Genomic DNA, 23780 nt, shown 5'->3' on the forward strand with positions numbered 1-23780 from the left:
TCCTTCCGTCCGAGTTCGCCCGCGGTTGCCTGAGCGCGTTTGTGCGCGGGCCAGCGGGGTGCTTCCGAGACTAGTCCCCCGGCCCGGAAGCACCTGGCATGTTCGGTACGGCGCTACGCGAATGCGCGGTCGTATGCCCCAACGGGGCTCGGCAGGACAGTGTCACCCGTGAGGAATCGATCGACCGATGCCGCAGCCGCGCGGCCCTCCGCGATGGCCCACACGATCAGTGACTGGCCGCGACCCGCGTCGCCAGCGACAAACACCCCCTGAACGTCGGTCGAGAAGTCGGCTGCGCGGGCGAAGCCGCCGCGCTCGTCCCGCGTGATGGGGAGCGCGCCGTCGGTGATGTCCTCCGGCCCGGTGAACCCCATCGCTACGAGCACGAGGTCGGCGTCAATGAGCCGTTCGGTGCCGGGAATCGGTGCCCGACCGGTCGGCGTGAAGCCTGTCTCCGCGACGCGGAGCGCGCTCACAGCCGATTCGCCAACGAATTCGACCGTTGAGGCGAGATAGCTGCGCTCACCGCCCTCTTCGTGGGAGCTTGATACCTCAAACAGCGTCGGATGCGTCGGCCACGGCTGCCCAGTCGGCCGGAGCGTTCCTGGCCGCTTGCCGATCGCGAGGCTCGTCACTGAGCGTGCGCCCTGCCTGTGCGCGGTTCCGACGCAGTCGGCACCGGTGTCGCCGCCGCCAATGACCACAACGTGTTTTCCCGCTGCGTCGAACGGCGCGGCGTCAAGCGCTCCGGCCTGCACCCGGTTCGCGGCGACGAGATACTCCATTGCAGGGAGCACGCCGGCAAGCTGCCGCCCTGGGAGGGAAAGCTCGCGCGGAACGGTCGCGCCCGTGGCGATGATGACGGCGTCGAAGCGCCGGCGGAGCTCGCCCCAGCTCATGTCGCGGCCGATCTCGATGCCGCATCGGAAGCGCGTGCCTTCCGCCCTGAGCTGCTCGATCCGCCTGATCACGAGCTCCTTCTCGAGCTTGAAGTCGGGGATGCCGAATCGCAGCAGGCCACCTGGCTCTTCGTCGCGCTCGTACACCGCGACCGTGTGCCCTGCCCGGGTGAGTTGCTGCGCTGCGGCGAGTCCGGCGGGCCCGGAGCCGACGACGGCGACCGTCTTGCCGGTGAGGCGGGCCGGCGGTTGCGGTGTCACCCAACCGCGCTCAAACGCCTCGTCGATGATGTGATTCTCGATCTGCTTGATCGTTACCGCCGGCTGGTTGATGCCGAGCACACATGCCGACTCGCACGGGGCAGGGCACGCGCGTCCCGTGAACTCGGGAAAGTTGTTCGTCTCGTGAAGCCGATCGATCGCTTCGCGGCTCCTCCCCCTGTGGGTGAGGTCGTTCCACTCGGGAATGAGGTTGCCGAGCGGGCACCCCTGGTGACAGAACGCGACACCGCAGTCCATGCAGCGTGACGCTTGCCGCTTCGTCACGGCCGCGTCGCCGCGCTCGACGACCTCGCTCCAGTCCATGAGGCGCAGCGCGACGGGACGCTTTGGCGCGAGCTCGCGCTCGCGGAGCTTGAGGAATCCGTGCGTATCAACCATGTGTAGCCTCCAAGATTTCCGTCCATACGACCTCGCCGTCCGGGTCGACACCCGAGGTGGCTGCCCGTTCGCGAATGTCGAGGACGCGCGAGTAACCGCGCGGAATGAGTCTGGTGAAGCGGGCGTAGGTTGCCGCCTCGTCTGTTGCGAATGCCGCGAGCAGCTCTGCCCCGACCGCAGAGCCGGTCTGCTCGACGTGCCGCACGAGCAGTGAGCGGATCTTCGCGACGAGCTCCTGCTCGACCTCCACAGCGATCTCGCCGCTGCCGAGGGGCTGGAGGAGGAGCGAGCCTGCGGCAAGCTCGGCCGCGTTCACGTGCTCGGGATCGAGGTCGAGGATGACGGCTTCGCCGCCGGACATGCCCGCACCGAAGTTGCGCCCCGTCGGCCCGAGCACGAGCGCGAATCCGCCAGTGAAGTACTCGAGCGCGTGGTCGCCAACTCCTTCGACCACCGCGGTCGCCCCGGAGCCGCGCACCAGGAAGCGCTCCCCGACAGAACCCGCGATCCACAGCGCACCGCTCGTCGCTCCGTACCCGATGACGTTGCCGGCGAGAACGTTCGTTGCGCCGCCTACGGCAGGCGCCTGTGTGTCGTGCGCGCGGATCGCGATCTCGCCGCCAGACAGCCCCTTGCCGACATAGTCGTTTGCGTCGCCAATGAGCCTGAGCGTGATCCCCGGCGGCAAGAACGCGCCGAGCGATTGGCCAGCAGAGCCTCGCAGCGTCACGTCGACCGTTTCGGGGGTGAGGCCAGCGGAGCCGAAGCGGCGCGTGACCTCGTGCCCGAGCATCGTTCCCACCGCGCGGTGGAGGTTGCGAATCGGGAGGTCGATCACCACGGGTTCACGCTCCTCGAGCGCGTCGCGGGCGAGCTCGATGAGGTGCACGTCGAAGTGCTCGCCGAGCTCATGATCCTGGTCGACGCCGTGGCGTCGTGGCTCCGTTTCTGCGAACACCGGCCCGCGAAGCACGCCGGAGAGGTCGAGGCCCTCCGCCTTCCAGTGCCGCACCGCCTCGTCGACGTCGAGCGCCGCAGTGTCGCCGACGGCCTCTGCGAGCGAGCGGTAGCCGAGGCTCGCGAGGATCTCGCGCACCTCCTCGGCGATGAACGTGAAGAAGTTCACGATGTGCGCCGCCTGGCCCGTGAACCGCTCGCGCAGCTCGGGGTTCTGCGTCGCGACGCCTACGGGGCAGGTGTCGAGGTGACAGACGCGCATCATGATGCAGCCGGACACGACGAGCGGGGCGGTTGCGAACCCGAACTCCTCGGCACCGAGGAGCGCGGCGATGACGACGTCCCTGCCGGTCTTCAGCTGCCCATCAGCCTGCACGACGACGCGCTCGCGCAGCCCGTTGAGCATGAGCGTCTGCTGCACCTCGGCGAGCCCGAGCTCCCACGGCGAGCCAGCGTGCTTGAGCGAGTTCATCGGGCTCGCGCCCGTTCCGCCGTCGTGGCCAGAGACGAGGATCACGTCGGAGAGCGCCTTCGCTACGCCAGCGGCCACCGGCCCGATACCGCTCTGCGCGACGAGCTTCGTCGAGATCCGAGCGGCAGGGTTCGCGCGCTTGAGGTCGAAGATGAGCTGCTTGAGATCCTCGATCGAGTAGATGTCGTGGTGCGGCGGGGGCGAGATGAGGCCGACGCCAGGGGTCGCGTGCCGTGTCCGCGCGATCCACGGGTACATCTTGCCTGGCGGGAGCTGGCCGCCCTCCCCCGGCTTCGCGCCCTGCGCGAGCTTGATTTGGATCTCGTCCGCGTGCGTGAGGTACATGCTCGTCACGCCGAAGCGGCCTGAGGCGACCTGCTTGATCGCGCTGCGCCGCTCCGGGTCGAGCAGACGATCCTCCGCCTCACCGCCCTCGCCGGTGTTTGAACGGCCGCCGAGCTGGTTCATCGCGATCGCGAGCGTCTCGTGCGCCTCCGGCGAGATCGAGCCGTAGCTCATGGCGCCAGTGGCGAAGCGCCGCACAATCTCCGACACCGGCTCCACCTCGGCCAGGTCGACTGGCTCCCGGTGCGGTGCGAATCGGAACAGGCCGCGGAGCGTCATGAGGCGTTCCTGCTGCTCGTTCACCCTCGCGGTGTATTCGGCGAAGATCTCGCGCTTGCCGGTGCGCGTCGCGTGCTGAAGCTTGAAGATCGTTTCCGGGTCGAACAGGTGCGGTTCCTCACCCCGGCGCCAGCGGTACTCGCCGCCCGTCTCGAGCTGCTTGTGCGCGAGCGGCGCTGAATCGTCCGGGTAGGCCGCTCGGTGCCGGGAGGCGACCTCGGCCGCGAGCACGTCGAGACCCACGCCACCAAGCCGGGACGCTGTGCCGGTGAAGTAGCGTGCGACGAGCTCGCGCGACAGGCCAATCGCCTCAAAGGTTTGCGCGCCGCAGTACGACGACACGGTTGAGATGCCCATCTTGCTCATGACCTTCAGAAGGCCCTTGCCGAGCGCGGTGATGAGCTTGGCGATCGCCGCCTCTTCGGTGAGGCCGGTGATCGAGCCGTCGCGCACGAGGAGGCCGACGGTTTCCATTGCGAGGTAGGGGTTCACCGCTGCTGCCCCGTATCCGATGAGCGCGGCGACGTGGTGGACCTCGCGCACATCGCCTGCCTCGGCAATGAGCGCGACCCGCATCCGCTCACCCTCACGTATGAGGTGGTGGTGCACTGCCGATACGGCGAGCAGCGTTGGGACGGGGGCAAGGTCCTTGTTCGAGTCGCGATCGGAGATGATGAGGAACTCCGCGCCCTCCCTAATCGCTGCGCTCGCCTCCCAGCACATCGCCTCGAGCCGGTCGGCGAGCCCCTTCGCGCCGAAGTCAACGGGGTAGAGGCCCCGGATCGTGACGGTGCGCTCGCGCTCAGGGTCATCGCCGAAGTGCTGGATCCGGGCGAGGGCGTCGTTGTCGATGACCGGGAAGTCGAGGATGACCTGCCGTGCGTGTTCAGTCGACTGGCTGAGGAGGTTCGCCTGCGGCCCTATTCCGGCGCGGAGACTCGTCACGAGCTCTTCTCGGAGCGCGTCGAGCGGTGGGTTCGTCACTTGTGCGAACTGCTGGATGAAGTAGTCGTGCAGGTGGCGCGGTCGTTCGGAGAGCACCGCAATCGGTGTGTCAGAGCCCATTGCCGCGAGGGGCTCTACGCCGTCGCGCGCCATCGGCGTGAGGATCAGCCGCAGCTCCTCCTCGGTGTAGCCGAAGGTGCGCTGCCGCCGACTGATGGACGCCGGCGGGTGCACGAGGTGCTCGCGCTCCGGCTCGTCCGCGAGGCGGATCCTGCCCTCTTCAAGCCAGTCACCCCACGGCGCGAGCGCAGCAAGGTCGCGCTTTACCTCACGATCGTCACGAATCTCGCCGCTGTCCAGGTGCACGGCGAGCATGCGGCCAGGGCGGAGCCTGCCGCGCGTGGCAACGAGTTCAGTGTCGATGTCGAGCACGCCAGTCTCGCTCGCAATGACGAGCAGGCCGTCCGTGGTGGTGAGGTAGCGTCCGGGGCGCAGGCCGTTCCTATCGAGGAGCGCGACGAGTTCGTTGCCGTCGGTCGCGATCATGGCGGCTGGGCCGTCCCACGGCTCCATGACGAGCGAGTGGTACTCGAGGAAGTCGACGAGCTCCGCGTCGAGGCCGGTGTGCGATTCCCACGCCTCTGGCACCATCATCGCGAGGGCGTGCGGGAGCGACCTGCCGCTCATGACGAGCAGCTCAAGCACCTCGTCGAAACTCGCCGAGTCGCTGCCGTCCGGTGAGCAGATCGGGAGGAGCTGCCGGATATCTCCGAGCGCGTCCGAGCTGAGTTGTGCCTCGCGCGCCCGCATCCAATTTCGGTTGCTGCGCACGGTGTTGATCTCGCCGTTGTGCGCGACGAGGCGGAGGGGCTGCGCGAGGTGCCACGAGGGGAAGGTGTTCGTCGAGTAGCGCGAGTGCACGATCGCGAAGCGGCTCTCGAAGCGCTCGTCGCTGAGATCCAGGTAGAAGGCAGGGAGCTGGAGGGTGGTGACCATGCCCTTGTAGACGATCGTGCGTGCGGAGAGCGATGGCAGGTAGGTGCCCGTCTCATGCTGAATCCGTTTGCGCGCCCTAAACGCCATCCGCTCGAGCTGTGCCGGGCCGCTCGCCGCGCCAGCGACGTCGGCGAGCACGAGCTGTTCGATCCGCGGCGCCGCCGCCTGCGCGCTCGCGCCGAGCACTGCTTCGTTGACGCTCACGGGCAGCCAGGCGACCACACGGAGGCCCTCCTCCGCCGCGATGGCGGCGATCCGATAGCGTGCCGCGCGGCGCTCGGTCGATGCCTGTGGCAGGAACACGAGCCCCGCTGCGTACTCCCCCGCTGGCGGGAGTGCTTCGCCCGCTGCGGTGCACTGCTCCCTGATCAGTCGATCGGGCAGTTCGCTGAGGATCCCGGCGCCGTCGCCAGTTCCAGCGTCTGATCCGACGGCGCCACGGTGCTCGAGGTTCTCGAGCGCCTCGAGCGCGAGGGCGACGATTCGGTGGCTCGCTTCGCTCCGGAGGGAGACGACGGATGCGAGCCCGCATGCGTCGTGCTCGTTCGCTGGATCGTACAGGCCGATGGCTGGCGGCAGCGCATTCGCTGCGGCACGTGCGGGGTCGATAGGCGTCGGCATCGACGTCCTTTCTCTCGGCGGGACGTCGGCGACCCGGGCGGGACGGCTGCTCTCATGGCGCCGACCCGGGGGCCGCACGCGGCGACAGCAACCGCGGGGTTTTTGAATCTAGCACTACTTTCTTCGACCAACACAATCGGCGAGCGCAGTTTCTGCACATATTGCGCGATATTCGCCATTCAGGGGTGCGATTATTCGGAAGGTTTGTGCGTCGACCGCACAGGACGGGCTCGAGCACAGTTCCCGGACAGCTCATGCGCAGGGGCCCGCTGGCGCTCGCACAGCAGGTCGGCCCGCACCTACACTGGACCGCACGGGGGCCGCGAGAGAGGTGCACACCAGTGAAGGCGCTGTTCATCACCGCTGACCTCGGCGGAAACCTGCCACCGACACTCGCGCTCGCGAACGCCCTCGCCAGGCGCGGTCTCGACATCGAGATCGCTGGCCTCCCACAGGGCCGGACACGCTTCACGCAGCGTCACTACCCGCCTTCGCTCGCGACGACCTCGGAGTACGGCGGAAGGGGCCTGCGGAAGACCAGCGGCATGGTGCGGCTCGTCGCGGGCCGTGGCGCGTCGCGCCTGAGCGCCGCGCTCGTCGCGCGCAGCCGACCAAACGTGGTCATCGTTGACTGTTTACTCGCTGCGCCGCTCAGGGGCGCTCTCGCGGGAGGCGCGAGGGTGGCAGTGCTCTTCCACTCGTTCGGCGGATTCTTCTACGGCAGGTTCGACCGCGGGGTGCCGGGGAGGGCGCTGTGGGCGCTCGGCCTTCGCCCGCGAACGCTCTGGCGTTCGGCCGCCGCCAGAATCGTGCTCGCCGACCCGGAGCTCGACCCGATGAGCGGCGTGCGCGAGATGCGCGACTTCACCTGGGTTGGCACGGCCGAGCAGGGAGCGGAACCCCTCGACAGGGGCACGCGCCCACGCGTGCTCGTCGCGCTCAGCTCAACCGACTGGCCGGGGATGCTCGGTGTGTACCGCCGCACCATCGCCGCACTCTCAACGCTGCCCGTTGACGCTGTGGTCACGACCGGCGGAGTTGACCTTGGCGGCGAGCTCACCGGGGCACCGAACGTCGAGGTGCGCGGCTGGGCGCCACACGAGGGGATGCTGCCAGCCATGGATCTCGTCATCGGACACGGCGGACACTCGACGACAATGCGGGCGCTCGCGCACGGCGTCCCCTTGCTGCTGCTGCCCATCAACCCGATATCAGACCAGCGGTTGATCGCTGACACGCTCGCCGCCGCAGGGCTCGCCACGGTGCTTTCGCGCTCAGCTGGGGCGGCCCGCATCCGCGAAGCCATTGCGACCACGCTCGCAGACACCGCGCTCCGCAGGAACGCCGCTGCGGCCGGGGAGCGTTTGCGTCGCTCCCCGGCCGGCGCCGACGTCGCAGCCGCGAGGATCATGGCGCTGCTCAAAGCTGGCAGCTGATCGTCGCTTTCGCTGCGACGCCATAGTGACCCTTGTGAGCTACGCGCCGAAGCTCGTCACGTCGCCGACGAGACGGGTGTTGTCGGCAGGCACCTCATCGACCGCAGCGCGGGCGACCTCCGCGGCGAACTCCGCGACGTTGTAGAGCTTCCCAGCCTGCTCGCGACGCTCCTCGAGCGCGCCAGGGTTCATCCGGTTCAGCAGCGTCGCAGTGACGGTGCCCTCGATCATGTCGCCTGAGACGACGACGAAACCAATGCCACGCTCGGTGAGCGCCGGGATGCGCTCGCGGAGCGCGTCCTCCCCCGCCCGCTTGGACAGCGCGACGGCCTCGTACTCCGGCATTGTCGGCGTCGTGCGAATGAAGTGCGCCTGGTGGCTCGTGACGAACACGACCCGCGACCCCTCACCCATGAGCGGCAGCGCTGCATCGAGCACGCTGAGCTGCGCGTCACGGTTGAGCTGCAGGGCGTAGTCTTCGGCCATGCCTGACTCCATGCCGCCAGAGGCGTTGAGCACGAGCACGTCGAGCCCGCCAAAGTCAGCCTTGATTGCGTCCATCATGCCGTGCACGGACGCAGGATCCGTAAGGTCGGCGCCCTGCACGAGCGCGCGCACACCGAGCTCACGCAGCTCAGCGCCAAGCTTCTCTGCGCGAGGCGCCTTGTTGCGGAAATTCACGACGACGTCAGCGCCGGCCTCGGCGAAGTAGCGGACGGTGTCGGCACCGACGCCACGGGAGGATCCGGTTACGAGGGCCCTACGGCCTGCGAGGCTTCCGGCGTCGAGCGGTGGGGTGGCAACGGTCTCAGTCACAGTGTGGTTCCCTCAGAGTGTGAGTGGGTGGGCGTTCGAACTCGTCTCAGCGTAGTCCACGCGGACGCTCACGCGAGTATGCCCCGCGTGCCTCACGAGACTTTGCCAGAAGCTATCAGGGGGTGTACTCGGCGCCCGATTCGCGATACGCTGCGAAGAACTCGGCGGCTGTGCCAACCGGCAGTCCCAGCTGGCAGTGCCATCCGGCGCTGTCTGTGCACCAGGGCATATCAGCGCCGTACCAGGCGAGGGAGGCTTTCATGGCCGATCGAACACTCAAGGGGTCCAGGATCGGCTCGACTAGTTTGCAGGGCGAGACCGGGGTCGAACTTTCCCCGCGCCGCACGGTCGAGTACGTCACGGACAAGGGCGTGAGCTTCGCAGTCATCTTCGACGCTGATGCCGAGCCGCCGCCGGAGTGGGCCGACCAGCGCAGCGGCGAGATCGGCTTCCTCGACGACGAAGCTGGCCGCACCGCGCGCGCCGAGCTCGAGGCGAAGGAATCTGCTCAGCGCACCCCGTGGGACATGCTCATCGAGCGGCGCTCGCGCGAGGAGCTCGAAGAACTCCTCGAGGAGCGGCTGAAGCTGCTTCGCGCACGGCGCGGAACCGCTAAGTAGCGGGCCCCTCCGCTGCACCGCTCGCCTCGGCGGCACCGCTCGCCGAGCGGATTCTCCGGTCGCGCAGCAACGCTGCGCTTCCCGCGATCAGGCCCGCCGCTCCGAGCACCATCCACGCGCCAGAGATGAGCGCGCCGTATCGCAGCGCGGGAGTCTTGCCCGTAACGAGCGGGACGTCAGCGACCATGGAGCCGCTGGTGAACGGTTCGAGCCCGGAGAGGTCTCGCCCGTCTGGTGCGATGATCCTGCTCGTGCCCACCGTGGAGATGTTGACGACAGCCCTGCCCGTCTCGATCGCACGCAGGCGCGCAATCTGGAGCTGCTGCACGCTCTCCTCCGTGCGGCCAAAGTCGGCGTTGTTCGTCGGCGCGAAGATGACCTCGGCACCCTCGGCAACCATGCGCTCGGCCTGATCGTCAAAGATAATGTCGAAGCAGATCGCAACGCCGGCAACGACCTCACGGCCGAGCGCGGCAAACCCGTGCACTGGTGGCAGTTGGCCGTGCTCGTACTCGAGCTGCACGAGGTCAACGAGGTCCGGTGCGAGCGCACGATAGAAGCTGCGGTTCGGCATGTACTCGGCGAACGGCACCGGGAAGCGTTTGTCATAGCGAGTTCCGGCGGCCGAATCCGCTTGGCCGTCTGGCCCCCACACCACTGAGCTGTTCGTGTAGGTGCCGTCGTCGTTTGCGAGCACCGACCCGACGACGATCGGGGCGCCGGCGCGCTCTGACAGCAGTGCGACCTCGCGCCCCCTGAGCGGGTTGTGTGTGAACGCGAATTCCGCGGAGTTCTCGGGCCACACGACGACGTCAACACTGTCGCCGGCGGCCTCGAGCTTGTCGAGCAGATCCTCTGTCGCTCGCACGTGGTCTGCGTAGACGTCGCCCGACTCACGATCGTCGAATATCCCAGACTTCGAGTTGCCCTGGATCGCAGCGACACGCAGCGATCCCGTCTGTTCAAGCCCAGCTACGGGCACGAACGCTAGGCCGAACACCGCCGCAGCCGCAACGGTCGCCGCGATCGCTCCTGGAACGGCGCGTCTGCCGGTGCGGCCTGGCGACGCCGAAACCGCTGTGCCGCCACGTTCCGGGCTCGCGCCCGGGAGCTGGCGGGCGATGACCGCGACGATGAGCGCGAGCGCGAACACGATAAGACCACTCAGGCCCGCAAACCCGAGCCAGGAGACGAGCGAGCCGAGGGGTGACTCGGCGAACACGTGCGCGACCCGGCCCCACGCGAAGCCGTTGTAGGGCCAGCTGCCCTGGATGGCTTCACGGAGCACCCAGATGCCAGCGGCGGCGACGGCCTGCGCTATCACCGTGACCGAGCGAGCGATGCGAGGGTGCCGGTTCAGCAGAGCGGCAAGGCCGCGCGTAGCAACAGCGGTCGCCCCGCCCTGCAGCGTGAACCAGGCCATCATCACCGCAGAGAGCCCGAGCCACGGCACCGGCCCGAGATACAGCGTCAGCCAGCTGAGGTGCGACAGCCAGAACGCAGCGCCAGCGGCGAGCCCCGCGAGCATCGCGACCCCGATCCGCTGCTGCCACCAGCTCGCAAGCACGAGGAACACCGCGGGAAACGCGAGGGGCCAGATCGCCGCTCCCGGGTTGGCGATGTCGAGGAGGAAGCCGCCGAGGGCGGCGGCGGGAATCGCGAGCCACCACGGCAGTCGCACCGGTGCCGCGCGGAGCGCGGACGAAGCCGCGTGAGGGAGCACAGTGGTCATGAGGAGCTAGCGGTCTCCACGATCCCCCGCCTGATTGAGCGCTTCGCGTCACGCGCGAGGGCGGCAAGCACGCCGAGTCGCGCTGCGTCGTCCGCCAGCCCCGAATGCGAGACGCCGTCTTCGCATGCCTGCGACACCTGATCAACCATGTCAATCGTTTGTTTTGTCCAGCGAACGAAATCGCCAGCGCCAAGCCCACTCGACTCAAGTACGCGCTCAAGCGTCGCGCCCTTCGCCCAGTCATACATTCCTGCGGCGAGGCCGGCGTGCGGCATATCGGCGCGCGGCAGCCGGTAGTGGTCGGCGAGACCGTCAAGCACTACCCACCGGTCGAGCACGCGATCAAAGGCCTGACCGAACTTGCCGCCTGGGCCGCGCTGCGGTGACTCGTCGTCGCGTCTTGGCTCGTAGCTCAGCGCGCAACACATCGCGGCGAGGCCGTGCGCGTCGAGTCCGCGCCACAGGTCTAGTCGCAGGCACTCGGCGACGAGCAGATCGCGTTCGCCGTAGATACGCCTGAGGAGTTCCCCGTACGGGGCGACGGTGAGTTCCCCGGATCGGGTGTCCCCCGCAAGGTAGCCGAGCTCGAGGAGCTCCTCGACGACGCGCTCGAACGTCCGCGCTATCGTGCCGGTGCGGTTCGCCACCTGCCTACGCCCACGCTCGAGCTGCCTCCGCAGCTTCCGTGCGCGATCCTCCCAGCGCTTCTTGTCGGAGCCCTGCGCGCGGGCTGCAGCGGCTTCGTATCCCTGCAGCGAGGACTGCGCGGACTGCAGTTCTCGCGCCTGATCAACGACAGCGCGGTCGGCCTGGAACTGTGCGAACGACAGTTCGAGCGTGTCTCGCGCCTGCGTGTAGCTCAGGCGCTGCAACAGGTTCACGGCCATGTTGGCTGTCGGACGGAACGTAGATTTCACCGGGAACGACCTGGTCCCAGCAAGCTGCGAGAGTTCTTCGACGTCGACCGCGTCGCTCCATACGACTACCGAGTGCCCCTCGATGTCGATGCCGCGTCGCCCCGCCCGGCCCGTGAGCTGCGTGAACTCACCTGACGTGAGCGGGACGCGCTGCTCACCGTTGAACTTGTCGAGGCGTTCAATGACGACGGCGCGTGCCGGCATATTGATGCCGAGGGCGAGCGTCTCGGTCGCAAAGACGAGCTTGACGAGGCGCCGCTGAAACAACTGCTCGACCACCGCTTTAAATGCGGGCAGGAGGCCGGCGTGGTGCGACGCAACGCCACGCTCGAGACCCGCGATCCACTCGCGCGTTTCGAGCACCCTCCGGTCTTCGGCGCTCATGCTGTCGACCAGCCCGTGCGCGACGCGCCTGATCTCCTCGCGCTCCTCACGCGTGGTGAGGGTAATGCCCTCGTACATGCACTGACGCACTGCCTGGTCGCAACCGTTGCGGCTGAAGATGAACACGATTGCAGGAAGCAGCTTCGTCTCGTCGAGCGCGCGCGCAATGTCGCCGCGAGAGATGCGCCGCGTCCGCCGCTGGGGCGGGCCGCCGCGCGATCGCCGCCTGTCGCCGTTCCCGTCGCTGTCGCGGCCTCGACCGCCTCTCCCCCGTCCGAGCATCCGCAATTCGGGATTCACTTTGCCTGACCGGGCGAGCTCGCCCTCGCGGTCAACAAACAGCGGAAGCAGCGCCTTGGTGGTCAGCACGTGCTGGTAGAGCGGTACCGGCCGGTGCTCGGAGAGAACAACGTCTGTCTCACCCCGAACCGCATGCATCCAATCGCCGAACTCCTCGGCGTTGGACACCGTCGCGGAGAGCGACACGAGCCGCACCGTTCGTGGGAGGTGCAGGATGATCTCTTCCCACACCGCACCGCGGAACCGGTCACCGAGATAGTGCACCTCGTCGAGCACAACGAAGGCGAGGTCTGCGAGCGTTGGCGAGTCGGCGTAGATCATGTTGCGCAGCACCTCGGTCGTCATTACGACGATGGGGGCGTTGGAACGAATGTTTACGTCGCCTGTGAGCAGTCCAACCTCGTCCTCGCCGTACTCCGCGCAGAGCTCGTGGAACTTCTGATTGGAGAGCGCCTTGATCGGGGCGGTGTAGAAAATCTTTGCGTCGCGTTCGCGCCTGGCGAGGTACACGGCAAACTCGGCGACGGTGGTCTTGCCGGAGCCTGTCGGGGCGGCAACGAGCACGCTCCTGCCGGCTTCGAGGCGCTCGCAGGCGTTGCGCTGGAAGGGGTCGAGTGGGTAGGCGATGCGGGATTCGAAGTGCGCGAGAGCGGTGTCGTGCGCGCGCGGTGGATCAGGGCTGATGACGGTTTCGTTCACGAGTCGCTGCGCGCCTTCCGTGGCTGTGCTTGGGTGGGTTTCGCCGGTGCATCGTCGTCAAATTCACTGAGATCGGGCTCGCTGAGGTCAATTCCGTACTCCTCGAACTCGGCAGCGCGCCGCTTACCGAGTCGTCTGTCGTGCAGCAGCGCGATGCCAACGGCGATGAAGAACAGCACCACCATCGGCGCCGCGAGCAGGAACATGCTCCACAGGTCGGCAGCTGGGGTGGTGAGCGCGGCAAACAAGACAATGATGAGGATCGCGACGCGCCAACCCTTGAGGATGGTCTTGCCTCGGATAATCCCGACGAAGTTCAGCATGACGAGCACGACGGGCATCACGAAGCCGACGCCGACGGCCAGCATGAGCTTCACCGCAAAATCGACGTACAGCCGCGCCTGCAGGAAGAAGGCGTCTTCGCTTGGTTGGAACGTGGAAAGCAGGCGGACGATGTTCGGGAGTATCATCCACGCGGCGAATACGCCGCCGAGGAACAGCGGAACGGCCGCTCCAAGGAATCCGACACCGTAGAGCTTCTCTCTGCGCGTGAGGCCGGGGGCGAGGAATGCCCAGATTTGGTACAGCCACACGGGTGCGGTGATGATCACCGAGATGAAGAGCGCGATCTGGATGCGCAGGTCGAATCCCTCGGTGATCGCGCTGTAGGTGAGCGCGGCTTCCCTGCCCTGCAGCTGCAGGTCGTTGATGGGCTGCCGGAGCAGATCCCACACGATATCTACGAGCAGGAACCCGCCGACGAGACCGGCGGCGAGACCGATAGCGGAGATGATTAGGCGCTTTCGGAGCTCAACGAGGTGCTCGCCGAGGCTCATCCGCCCCTCCCGGTTACGCGACGTGCGCGCCTCTTTCGACATGCCGCAATTCTATCGCCCTCCGGCTGCGAGTCGCCGGGCTACTCGCCGGAGTGCCCGCCCTGTTGCTCCCCGTAGGCAGCGAGTGCCTCCTCGGCCCACGCGCTCACCGCCGCACGTGCTGAGGGCGGTGCGACGATCTCGATCTCACCCGGACCGTGCTGCGCCAGCCGCACAGCTGCGCCGGCGTGCCAGGCATCGATCTTCACGAGAACGCTCCCTTCGGGGATCTCAACTCCGGCGACGGACGCCTCCTGCGGCGCGAAGCCGCGGATCGCTCCGAGGAGTCGCACCGGCACGATAGCGAGCATCTCGGTGATCGAGTCGACCTCGCGGCTCGCTGCGCCGCTCGATGCACCGCCGCCTGCCGGGGCGGGCGGCGGTGCAAATCGCTCAAGCACCTCAAGATCGCTGAGCTGCGCGACGCTGAACGTGCGCTGAGCATCGCGCTCGACGTTGTAGCCGTGCAGGTACCAGGTTCCCTCGCGTTCCATGAGGGAGGTCGGGTGCACCGTGCGAACCGAATCCACCCCGTGTGCGTCGCGGTAGCTGAAACGCACGGCCATACCCGCATCGACCGCACCGACGAGGGCGGGCAGGTCGGCGGTGGCGTCCATGGCCGAAACGACGACTGCCGGGAGCGAAGCGCTGCCCATCACCGCGGCGAGTCGCTCACCGAGGGCCGCCGCAAGATCAGCGTCGGCATCCGAAAGCAGCGGCTGCAGTGCAGCGAGTCCCGCGAGGAGCGCGGCGGTCTCGACCCCCGTGAATCGCGGAGTCTCATCGATGGCGACGGTCTGGGTGAGCGAGACCGTGTCCCGTTCCTCGAACTCGTCCCAGTCGATGTCGAAGAGATCGTTGTGCTGATACGAGAGCGTCTCGCCAGGGATTCCTGCGGTGCCGAGGAACCCGATGAGGTTCCTGAGCATGCGCGGGTCGACGTCGAACGTGCGAGCGAGCTCTGCGATCGGGGTGGGCCCGTGCTCGCGCAGGTATGGCACGAGCGACAGCAGAAGGAGCACGCGATCCGCCGCGAGCATTGGGCGTGCCATCAGTGTGTTCCCTCCGCGTCGGCGACGGTCGGTTCGGCCGCAGCGCCGGTGAGTCCACCGTGCGCGGTGTCAACGCGCCCAAGCAGGGCACGTACCGCATCGCGCAGGCGTTCGGGCGCGACCGCAATGGCGTCCGCGCCGTAGCCAGCAACGAGCGACGCAAGCTCGTGGATGTCGACCGTGCCAAACCGCAATACGCGCCCGCCTTCGTCGTCCGCGAGCACCTCTGCGCCGGGTGAGAACCTGGCGTCGGCGCGGGATCGCGGCCGCACCCTTAGCGTTACCGCCGTGTCCCGCTGGAGCCGCTCGAGCGCGTCAACGGCGCGATCGACGAGTTCCGAAGCGTCGCCCGGACGCTGTTCCTCGCCGGGTTTTGGATCCATACTCGAGACCTGCCCGGAGATGCGGGCGAGCAGGAACACACGGGATGCCTTCCGCTCGACATCGTAGGCAATGACGTGCCAGCGCCCCTCAAACCGGCGCAGCTGCAGCGGGTACACCCGGCGAAGCAGCGGGGCGTCACGCTCGGGCAGCTGGTAGAGAAACTCGGCGATCTGGCCTGCTTCGATCGCGGCAAGGAGCGCGGGAGCGGATGGTTCGGCGGCACCGAAGCCGGCGCTCACACCCGTGCTGAGCGGATCGCGGCCGCCGCCGAGCGATTCGAGTTTCATCGCGGCACGGCGCGCCTCGTCGGTGAGGCTACCCTCGCGCCAGGCAAGCACGGCCATGCGCAGCATCATGAGTTCTCTGTCGCTGAACGAGAGCCCCTCTGGCACCTGCATGGCGGCCTTGGAAATGCGGTAGCGCATGAGCTGGTTGTTGCCAGGCTCGCCGGGCGAGTCGATGGTCTCGACGGGGATCCCCAATTGCCGCAGCTGCTCTTTGTCCCGCTCGAACTGCCGCTCGAGCGAACCCCGCTGCGCATCGTCACGGTAGCGCTCGGAGTAGCCGTAGACGGAGGACAGGAGTTCGTGCTTTGTCAGCCCGCCGCTACTCGCGACGAGCGCGAGGACGAGGCTGAACACCCGTTCCTCGCTCGGAACCTTCGACCGGGCCACGAGCGAGCCGAACTAGCCCGCCGCGAGGATATCGAGCACGATGACCCGAGCGTTGTCGCCACCCTCGGTGATGACCACCTGCGAGCCGACCGGTACGCCGGTGAGGTCAGCGCGGAACGCAAGCCCCTGGCCGGCCGCTTCGGTCTCCCCCGGGAGCAGCTGCGGGTTGCCGTCGGCCCACGTGTTCGTGAGTACCGAGCCGTCCCAGCTGACCGCGAGCATCTGCACGAGCAGGCGGCCCTCAGCGGTGACGTCCTCGCCGTCACCGGCGATGCGCACGGCTGAAGTGAGGCCGACAGGAGCGCTCCGCGGCGGGAGCACAAGGCCGGGCTGGCCGTTCTCGTCTGTGACCACTGCAGGGAATCCGTTGGGCAGGCCCTTAGCGTTGCCCTCAGCGGTGAAGCCTGCGACGGCCTCGACGTCCATCACGGCGACGAGGGCAGAATCTGGGGTGCCACCGAGCTGCTGTCGCAGCGGGAGCGCATCTTGCGGGCTCAGGGCAAGCACGACCCGCTCGCCAGGCACGGCGCACTGCACGGCCGCGCTGAGCGGGTTCATTGCCTCCTCGGAGAGCAGGAAGAACTCGTTCGTGTCTGCGGCGCCGCCGAAGCCTGAGCTCGCAAAGAGCTGCTCGCCTGTCTCCTGGTCGTAGAAGGCAAAGTTTACGGACGCGATCGTGTCGTTACCCGCGACCTTCGTTCCCGCACGCACGCCGGAATCGTCAACGACCGTACGCTGCGACGAGGTGATCTTCGTGTCAGCGGGGATCGACACCTCCGGGGCGGTACCAAACCCTCCGAGCACCACAACGTTGTCGCTCAGCGCACCTGCGCCAAGGGACGAAGTGCACTCGCCGCGATCCACCTCGCCCGCATCAATTGAGCTGCAGCCCGTCAGGGCAACGGCGGAAACAGCGACGGTCAGAACCGCTGGGGCAATGCGACGAAGCATGTAACACCTCTCGAGTGCGTCGAATGCGAACCAGCCCATCCTAGCGGGCGGTCGCTGGGGTTCGGGCGTTACTCGCCCGAGTCTTCAGGAGTGATCGTGGTTGCGGGTGCTGCGGAATCGATTCCAGCGCGGTGATCGGCGATGCGCCCAGCCTCGCGTGCCTTCTTCCGGAGGATCTTGTCGCTCTTCACCCGCTGGCCGACGCTCTCCTCGCTCCACGCGGCAGGATCGGCGTCAGGCCCCATGTCGGGAAGCCAGTTGCCCATGTCGGCCTCAGAGAAATCGCTCTTCGAAGCGCGACGCTTGAGGCTCGGCAGCGCTGTGCCGGGCGCGAGCTTGCGTGCGGTGACGAGGAAGCCGGTGTGGCCAACCATACGGTGGTCCGGGCGCACGGCAAGGCCCTCAACGTGCCAGCCGCGCACCATCGTCTCCGAGGCCTGCGGGTGCGTGAAGCGCCCCGACCGGCGAAGCTCTTCGACGGTGCGCGAGAGCTGGGTTACGGTGGCAACGTAGCAAATCACGACACCGCCTGGGGCGAGCGCGTTCGCGGTGACATCCACGCATTCCCACGGCGCGAGCATGTCGAGCACGACGCGGTCGACCGAGTCGGCCTCGAGTGCGTTTGGAAGCTCTTCCTGGAGGTCGCCGACGCGCACCGTCCAGTTTGCCGGGTGCGTTCCGGCGTAAGCGCGCGCGTTCTCGCGAGCGATGTCGGCGAACTCCTCGCGGCGCTCGAACGAGTGCACCTCACCCTGTGGGCCGACGGCGCGGAGCAGGTGCAGCGAGAGCGCGCCAGAGCCGACACCAGCTTCGACGACGCGAGCGCCGGGGAAGATATCGGCAAGCGACACGATCTGGGCCGCGTCTTTCGGGTACACGATGGCAGCGCCGCGCGGCATCGACATCACGAAGTCTGAGAGCAGCGGGCGAAGCGCGAGGTACTCCTCGCCGCTATTGTTCGCAATCACTGAGGCGTCTGGAAGATCGACGATGTCGTCGTGGCGGATCATGCCCTTGTGGCTGTGGAACTCGGCCCCGCGCTCAAGCGTGATCGTGTTCATTCGCCCCTTGGGGCCGGTGAGCTGCACACGGTCACCGAAGCGGAACGGGCCGCGGAGCGCCGGAGTCGCTTCGCCCGAGCTTGCTGCGCCCGAGCTTGCTGCGGCCTGCGCCGATCCACCCTCTGCGGTCGCGCGGTGCTGCGCCCAGAGCGCGCAGGCTGCGGCGACGTCGATCCCAGCAAGAGTTGGGAGTACAACGTGCGCGGCCCCAGCGTCGAGCGGCACTACACCGGGAACCGCAACCACGACGGCGCCGGCGGCAAGCGCCGCTGCAGCGCCTGGCCGCGAGTCCTCGAACGCGATGCAGTCGGCCGCCGCGGCGCCAACGGCGGCTGCGCCGCGAAGATAGGGGTCTGGGTGCGGCTTCTCGTGCGCGACCTCGTCGCCGGCGATGACCGCGGCAAACGTCCCCTCGGGAAGCAATGCAACGACAGCGTCTGCGATGCGGCGCACCGACATCGTGACGAGCACGTTCGGGATACCGACCTCACGGAAGCCAGCGAGCAGCTCCGTCGCCCCAGCGACCCAGTTCGGCTGATCAGTAGCGAGGCCCGCGACGATGGCCTCGCTCCACTCGGCGATGATCTCGTCTACGGAAAGCGGAACGCCGAGTTGCTGGAAGTGCGCGGCGGCCGTCTTCAGACCGAGCCCGACAAGCTGCGTCTCCATCCCCTCGGGGAAGCTCAGCCCGTAACGGGCGAGCATGGCGATCTCCGCCTGAATCCAGAGCGGTTCCGAGTCGATGATGGTGCCGTCCATGTCCCACAGTGCGGCAGCGGGATTCGCTCCCCCGTGCGGTGCGGCTACAGGCGGGGCGGCGTGCGTCTGAGTCGTCATTTGGTCTATCCTACCGGCGGTGCCCGTGAGACCCCGCACGGGAGATAGTCTGGGGAGCGTGAATGAATCCACGGACCGAGATCTCGCGCCGCGTGTCCTCATCGCCGCGTTCCAGGGTTGGAGCGACGCGGGAGACGCGACCTCCGAAGCACTGCAACACCTGATCGGCCTGCAGAAGGCCGAACTGCTCCACATCATCGGGGGCGAGAGCTTTGTCGACCTGCAACTGCAGCGACCGAAGGTGTTCCGCGACGAACAGGGCCGACGCGCCATTGACTGGCCAGACACGAGGCTCTACGGCACAGTCCACCGTCCCGGTACCGCAGGGTTTGGTGCCGCAGCGATGACGGCTGCCGGGCTCACCCCGCCACCCGCAGCGGATGCCGCAGCCGAAGAAACAGAGACGATCACCCGCATCGACGGCTCGCCCGTCCACGACCTGTTCTTCATGCCAGGGTATGAGCCAGGGAGGGACTGGGAGAACTTTGCCGATGAGGTGGTAGAGCTCGCCGAGGTCTGGGGTGTCGACCTCGTCGTACTCCTTGGCTCGATGTATTCCGACGCACCCCATTCGCGTCCCATCATCACGAACGTGACCTCAGAGGATCCAACGCTGCGCGAGCGCTACGGCGCCGAGCGAAGCGAGTACGAGGGGCCAGCCGGAATTCTCACGGCCGTGGAGATCGCGCTCGAGGCCGCGACGATCGGCAGCTTGTCCCTCTGGGTGCAGGTGCCGCACTATGTTCACTCCGCGCCCTCACCGAAGGCGACGCTTGCGATCCTCGACAAGCTCGAGGAGCTGCTCGACATCGTGATCCCCCGCGGCGAGCTGTTCGCGCAGGCGACCGACTGGGAGAGCAACATCAACCGGATCGCCGAGAACGACGACGACATGACGCGCTACATCCGCAGCCTCGAGGAGGCACGCGACGAGGCGCTCGCCGCTGAGACAACGGGCGACGCGCTCGCTGCGGAGTTCGAGAAGTTCCTCGAGCAGGACTCGCGCGACGATAAGCAGGCGCGCCTCGGGTCCCAGAGTGATGGCCGACAGGCGCGTCCCGAGCCGGAGCACTCAGCTTCGCCGGAGCAGCCAGCGCCACCCGCGAAGCCGGAGCAGGGTGCACCGACCGCGGCCGAGCAGCCCGAGCAGTCCGAGCAGCCCGAACAGCCCGAACAGCCCAAGCAGGACGGTGAGGCTGGCCCCAACCCCGACGGGTCAGATTCCGACGGGCCGGATCCCGACGGGCGGGATCGCCGCTAGCTTCCCTGCGGCTCGATCCCGCAGCCGTCTTCCTGCACGAGCTGGACCCCGAGGAGCGCCTTGACGGCGTCCGCGATGAGGGCAGGCTGGTCGACACCCGCATCAAGCGCAGCGTCAAGCGTTGCGAGCATCACGGGAGTGTCGAGGTCGTTCGCAAGCGATGAGCGGAGCTGCTGCAGAACGGACGCCGCCGACACCGGTTCGGGGTTCACCCTGGCGAGACCCTCGCGCCACGCTGCGAGCCTGCGTTCAGCACGCTCGAGGTCAGCGTCGAACCACTCCCACTCGGTGCGATAGTGGTGCGCGAGCAGCGCGAGGCGGATCGCGGCCGGGTCGACACAGTGACCTGCGTGCTGCCCGTCGAGCAGCTTGGATACGAAGACGAGGTTGCCGCGCGACTTCGACATCTTGTGGCCTTCGTACGACACGAGTGCCGCGTGGCAGTACGCATGCGCGAGCGGCTTGCCCGAGATCGCGGTGGCGTGCGCCGCGGTGAATTCGTGGTGCGGGAACACGAGGTCGTGCCCGCCGCCCTGCACGGTGAAGAGCTCGCCGAGCGCCTGCCGTGCGATCACAGTGCACTCAATGTGCCAGCCCGGACGGCCGACGCCGACAGCGGTGTCCCAGCTGGGTTCGCCGGCGCGTGCCGCGCGCCACAGCAGTGGATCGAGCACGTCGCGCTTCCCCTCGCGCTCCGGGTCTCCCCCGCGCTCGGCGCTCAGCGTCTCGAGCAGCGAGCGATCGTACGGAGCGACATCGCCGAGTCGCCACTGCGATTCCTTTTGGGCGCCGCGCACGTCGAAGTAGATGTCGTCGCCCTCGGCGTCGCTTGTCGCAACCGTGTAGGCGAAGCCACGTTCCAGCAGCTGCTTCACCCCGTAGGCGATCTCGTCGATCGCCTCGGTCACCGCGACGAAGTTGTCCGGTGGGATCATGCCAAGCCGGTGCATATCGGAGCGGTACAGCCCGATCTGCTCGTCGGCGAGTGCACGCCAGTCGACGCCGGTCGCGTTGGCGCGTTCCAACAGCGGGTCGTCGACGTCGGTGATGTTCTGCGCGTACACGGTTTCGATGCCTGCGTCGCGCCAAGCGCGCTGCATGATGTCGAACGTGAGGTAGGTGAACGCGTGCCCAATGTGGGTGGCGTCGTATGGTGTGAGCCCGCAGACGTACAGCGTCGCGCGATCGTCTTGGATCGCCGGGTGCTCGAGGCGCCCCTTCGCGGTGTTGAAGAGCCTTGGCGCTTCGCCGCTACCGGGTAGTTTTGGCAGCTCTGGGGGTGTCCACGTGCGCATTACACACCGTCCTGGAATGCGATCGCGGGAACTTCGCCCCCGGGAGTAAGCACGCCGTTCAGGAGGAGCACGATGATGACGCCTCCGATGATGACGCGGTAGATCACGAAGGGCATGAAGCTGCGCTTGGAGATGTACCGCATGAAGAAGCCGATGACGACGAGCGCGATGGCAAACGCGACGACGGTCGCGATGATCGTCATGCTCCACGGCGCCTGGTTCGCGGGCGACTTGATGACCTTGAACACCTGGTAGAAGCCGGATCCGAGCACGGCTGGGATAGCGAGCAGGAACGAGTAGCGTGCCGCCGCTTCGCGCTTGTATCCCATGAACAGGCCGGCGGTGATGGTTCCGCCGGAGCGCGAAACGCCTGGGATGAGCGATGCGGCCTGCGCGAGGCCATAGATGAGGCCGTGCTTCCAGGTGAGTGTTTCGATGGGGCGCATCTTCGAGCCGACACGGTCAGCGACGCCGAGCAGCAGGCCGAACACGATGAGAGAGATCGCGGTGAACCAGAGCGAACGCAGCGTGCTCTCGATCGCGTCTTGGAACAGCAGCCCAAGCACAACGATGGGGATCGTGCCGAGGATGATCCACCAGCCCATTTTCGCGTCGGGATCGTTGCGCGGCACGGTCTTGCCCGAGAGCGACTTGAACCAACGCCCGATGATGCGGACGATGTCTCGCCAGAAGAAGACAATGACTGCCGCCTCCGTGCCGATCTGCGTGATCGCGGTGAACGCCGCACCCGCATCGCCTATGCCAAGCAGTTCGCTCGTCACCCTGAGGTGTGCGCTCGAAGATACCGGCAGAAACTCCGTGAGTCCCTGGACGATGCCGAGGATGATCGCCTCGAAAATACCCATACGGTGGTGGCCTTCCCTCTCATGGCACGCGCTGCGGGCCGTCGTCCAGACTAGCCCAAGCGCGACTGAGAGTTGCGTGGTTGGTTCAGTATGAACGAAGCAGATCGGCGAGCACGCGGTGCCCGAAGTCAAGCGCGTCAAGGGGCACACGCTCGTCGACGCCGTGGAACATCCCGGGGAAGTCGAGGTCGGCAGGAAGCCTGAGCGGTGCGAAGCCGTAGCCGGTGATGCCGAGGCGCGCGAGCGCCTTGTTGTCTGTGCCGCCGGAGAGCATGTATGGCAGCACCTTCGCGCCCGGATCGTGGGCCTCGAGCGCCGCCTTCATCGCGTCGACGAGCTCGCCAGTGAACGGCACCTCAAGGCCGATATCTGAGTGCACAATCTCGATCTCGATGTCGTCGCCGACGATGCGCTGGATCTCCGCGCGCACCTCCTCCTGCTCGGTGGGCAGCGTGCGCACGTCAACGAGGGCTTCGGCCGTGTCGGGGATCACGTTGTGCTTGTAGCCGGCGGTGAGCACCGTCGGGTTGGAGGTGTTGCGCAGGCTCGCCTGGATGAATCCCGCGCCCTTGCCGAGGCTGAGCACGAGCTCCTCCGGGTTGATCTCCTTCGGATCCTCACCAACGAGCTGGGCGATCTCGTCCACGAGCTCGCGGGTCGTGTCGCAGAGCGCGATTGGCCATTCGTGCCTACCGAGAGCGGCGATTGCCTCCGCAAGACGGGTCACCGCGTTGTCGTGCCAGACGCGTGAGCCGTGGGCGGCGGTGCCGCGTGCGCGTAGCCGGATCCAATCCAGAGCCTTCTCGCCGGTCTGGATGAGGTAGGCGCGATTGCCTGCGATGTCGATGGAGTAGCCGCCGACCTCGCTGATCGCTGTGCCCGCCCCGGCGAACAACTCGGGGAAGTGCTCAACGAGGTGGTGCGATCCGTACTTGCCGCCGTTCTCCTCGTCGGCGAAGAACGCGAGGATGACGTCGCGGCGTGGCTGTTCTCCCGCGCGGAGCAGCTCAGCTGTAGCGGTGAGGATCATGGCGTCCATGTCCTTCATATCCACTGCGCCGCGGCCCCAGAGCATTCCGTCCTTCACTACTCCAGCGAAGGGGTCAACGCTCCAGTTCGCGGGGTCTGCTGGCACGACATCGAGGTGACCGTGGAGCACGAGCGCCGGAAGGCCGGGCTCGCGGCCTGCTACCCGGGCCACGACGCTCGCGCGGCCTGGGTCGGATTCAATGACGACGGGCTCGAGGCCCAGATCCTTCAGGTAAGCAACGACGTAGTCAGCTGCGGGGCGCTCAGGGTTCGCGTCGCCACCGCCCCGGTTCGAGGTGTCGATACGGATGAGGTCTCTCGCGACCTTCGCCGTCTCAGACAGTTCTACGGTTTCTGACAGTTCTTCGTCGAGCTCGGTAGGCATGCTTCCACCATAGCGGGGCTTCGCTGGCGGGC

16 protein-coding genes and 1 pseudogene are annotated in these 23780 nt (G+C 67.3%); 3 read left to right on the forward strand and 14 right to left on the reverse strand.

Annotated elements, in window-relative coordinates; genetic code table 11:
* Nucleotides 1-113 precede the first annotated feature (113 nt).
* Both SD72_RS02200 and gltB read right to left on the reverse strand, forming a co-directional pair.
* Complete coding sequence (locus tag SD72_RS02200) at nucleotides 114-1559, reverse strand: glutamate synthase subunit beta (RefSeq protein ID WP_042542800.1); 1446 nt, start codon at nucleotides 1557-1559, stop codon at nucleotides 114-116.
* Nucleotides 1552-6174: a glutamate synthase large subunit gene (gltB, locus tag SD72_RS02205; protein ID WP_042542801.1), complete on the reverse strand. Its 4623-nt coding sequence runs from the start codon at nucleotides 6172-6174 to the stop codon at nucleotides 1552-1554. Before gltB ends, SD72_RS02200 begins: the two co-directional genes overlap by 8 nt.
* 341 nt (nucleotides 6175-6515) lie before the next feature.
* Between gltB and SD72_RS16735 the strand changes: the two genes are divergently transcribed.
* Nucleotides 6516-7610: a glycosyltransferase gene (locus tag SD72_RS16735; RefSeq protein ID WP_052492390.1), complete on the forward strand. Its 1095-nt coding sequence runs from the start codon at nucleotides 6516-6518 to the stop codon at nucleotides 7608-7610.
* Nucleotides 7611-7649: 39 nt separating this feature from the next.
* Here SD72_RS16735 and SD72_RS02215 read toward each other — a convergent pair whose 3' ends face one another.
* Entirely contained in the window at nucleotides 7650-8426 is a 777-nt protein-coding gene (locus SD72_RS02215) for an SDR family oxidoreductase (RefSeq protein WP_042542802.1), read from the reverse strand.
* 260 nt (nucleotides 8427-8686) lie between these two features.
* Here SD72_RS02215 and SD72_RS02220 point away from each other — a divergent pair, with 260 nt between their 5' ends.
* Nucleotides 8687-9046, forward strand: a complete 360-nt coding sequence (locus SD72_RS02220; RefSeq protein ID WP_042542803.1) for an RNA polymerase-binding protein RbpA — start codon at nucleotides 8687-8689, stop codon at nucleotides 9044-9046.
* Here SD72_RS02220 and lnt read toward each other — a convergent pair.
* The 8 genes and pseudogenes from lnt to SD72_RS18135 all read right to left on the reverse strand — a co-directional run.
* Nucleotides 9039-10778, reverse strand: coding sequence for an apolipoprotein N-acyltransferase (gene lnt, locus SD72_RS02225; protein ID WP_042542804.1), 1740 nt, complete (start codon nucleotides 10776-10778; stop codon nucleotides 9039-9041). The two genes, SD72_RS02220 and lnt, sit on opposite strands and share 8 nt — an antisense overlap.
* On the reverse strand, nucleotides 10775-13078 hold the full coding sequence (locus tag SD72_RS02230) for a DEAD/DEAH box helicase (RefSeq protein ID WP_042542805.1): 2304 nt from the start codon (nucleotides 13076-13078) through the stop codon (nucleotides 10775-10777). The genes lnt and SD72_RS02230 overlap by 4 nt, the downstream gene beginning before the upstream one ends.
* On the reverse strand, nucleotides 13075-13956 hold the full coding sequence (tatC, locus tag SD72_RS02235) for a twin-arginine translocase subunit TatC (RefSeq protein ID WP_052492391.1): 882 nt from the start codon (nucleotides 13954-13956) through the stop codon (nucleotides 13075-13077). Before tatC ends, SD72_RS02230 begins: the two co-directional genes overlap by 4 nt.
* A gap of 38 nt (nucleotides 13957-13994) precedes the next feature.
* Nucleotides 13995-15005, reverse strand: coding sequence for a helix-turn-helix transcriptional regulator (locus tag SD72_RS02240; protein WP_042542806.1), 1011 nt, complete (start codon nucleotides 15003-15005; stop codon nucleotides 13995-13997).
* Nucleotides 15005-16063, reverse strand: a complete 1059-nt coding sequence (locus SD72_RS02245; protein WP_042542807.1) for a helix-turn-helix transcriptional regulator — start codon at nucleotides 16061-16063, stop codon at nucleotides 15005-15007. Before SD72_RS02245 ends, SD72_RS02240 begins: the two co-directional genes overlap by 1 nt.
* 12 nt (nucleotides 16064-16075) lie before the next feature.
* The gene (locus SD72_RS02250; RefSeq protein WP_042542928.1) at nucleotides 16076-17014 is read right to left on the reverse strand and encodes a hypothetical protein; all 939 of its coding nucleotides are present in this window, start codon (nucleotides 17012-17014) and stop codon (nucleotides 16076-16078) included.
* Between the two features lie 68 nt (nucleotides 17015-17082).
* Nucleotides 17083-18102: a tRNA (adenine-N1)-methyltransferase gene (locus SD72_RS18130; protein ID WP_042542929.1), complete on the reverse strand. Its 1020-nt coding sequence runs from the start codon at nucleotides 18100-18102 to the stop codon at nucleotides 17083-17085.
* Between the two features lie 219 nt (nucleotides 18103-18321).
* Nucleotides 18322-19014, reverse strand: a pseudogene (locus SD72_RS18135) (HAD family hydrolase); the annotation flags it as partial.
* Between SD72_RS18135 and SD72_RS02260 the strand changes: the two are divergent.
* Nucleotides 18971-20173, forward strand: coding sequence for a proteasome assembly chaperone family protein (locus SD72_RS02260; RefSeq protein WP_052492393.1), 1203 nt, complete (start codon nucleotides 18971-18973; stop codon nucleotides 20171-20173). The pseudogene SD72_RS18135 and the gene SD72_RS02260 overlap by 44 nt on opposite strands.
* Here the strand turns inward: SD72_RS02260 and mshC are convergent.
* The 3 genes from mshC to SD72_RS02275 form a co-directional block, all read right to left on the reverse strand.
* The gene (gene mshC / locus SD72_RS02265) at nucleotides 20170-21468 is read right to left on the reverse strand and encodes a cysteine--1-D-myo-inosityl 2-amino-2-deoxy-alpha-D-glucopyranoside ligase (RefSeq protein ID WP_042542808.1); all 1299 of its coding nucleotides are present in this window, start codon (nucleotides 21466-21468) and stop codon (nucleotides 20170-20172) included. The two genes, SD72_RS02260 and mshC, sit on opposite strands and share 4 nt — an antisense overlap.
* Nucleotides 21468-22334, reverse strand: coding sequence for an undecaprenyl-diphosphate phosphatase (locus tag SD72_RS02270; protein ID WP_042542809.1), 867 nt, complete (start codon nucleotides 22332-22334; stop codon nucleotides 21468-21470). The genes mshC and SD72_RS02270 overlap by 1 nt, the downstream gene beginning before the upstream one ends.
* An 85-nt stretch (nucleotides 22335-22419) precedes the next feature.
* Nucleotides 22420-23748: a M20/M25/M40 family metallo-hydrolase gene (locus SD72_RS02275; protein ID WP_042542810.1), complete on the reverse strand. Its 1329-nt coding sequence runs from the start codon at nucleotides 23746-23748 to the stop codon at nucleotides 22420-22422.
* Nucleotides 23749-23780: the final 32 nt, after the last annotated feature.

The sequence above is a fragment of the Leucobacter komagatae genome, assembly GCF_000834055.1.
Classification (GTDB): Bacteria; Actinomycetota; Actinomycetes; order Actinomycetales; family Microbacteriaceae; genus Leucobacter; species Leucobacter komagatae_A.

Excerpts from the sequence above, each read along its gene's own strand:
- SD72_RS02200 (WP_042542800.1), bottom strand. The coding sequence starts at position 1,559 with ATGGTTGATACGCACGGATTCCTCAAGCTCCGCGAGCGCGAGCTCGCG.
- SD72_RS02275 (WP_042542810.1), bottom strand. The coding sequence starts at position 23,748 with ATGCCTACCGAGCTCGACGAAGAACTGTCAGAAACCGTAGAACTGTCT.
- SD72_RS02270 (WP_042542809.1), bottom strand. The coding sequence starts at position 22,334 with ATGGGTATTTTCGAGGCGATCATCCTCGGCATCGTCCAGGGACTCACG.
- SD72_RS02220 (WP_042542803.1), top strand. The coding sequence starts at position 8,687 with ATGGCCGATCGAACACTCAAGGGGTCCAGGATCGGCTCGACTAGTTTG.
- SD72_RS02250 (WP_042542928.1), bottom strand. The coding sequence starts at position 17,014 with ATGCTTCGTCGCATTGCCCCAGCGGTTCTGACCGTCGCTGTTTCCGCC.
- tatC (WP_052492391.1), bottom strand. The coding sequence starts at position 13,956 with ATGTCGAAAGAGGCGCGCACGTCGCGTAACCGGGAGGGGCGGATGAGC.
- SD72_RS02240 (WP_042542806.1), bottom strand. The coding sequence starts at position 15,005 with ATGGCACGCCCAATGCTCGCGGCGGATCGCGTGCTCCTTCTGCTGTCG.
- lnt (WP_042542804.1), bottom strand. The coding sequence starts at position 10,778 with ATGACCACTGTGCTCCCTCACGCGGCTTCGTCCGCGCTCCGCGCGGCA.
- gltB (WP_042542801.1), bottom strand. The coding sequence starts at position 6,174 with ATGCCGACGCCTATCGACCCCGCACGTGCCGCAGCGAATGCGCTGCCG.
- mshC (WP_042542808.1), bottom strand. The coding sequence starts at position 21,468 with ATGCGCACGTGGACACCCCCAGAGCTGCCAAAACTACCCGGTAGCGGC.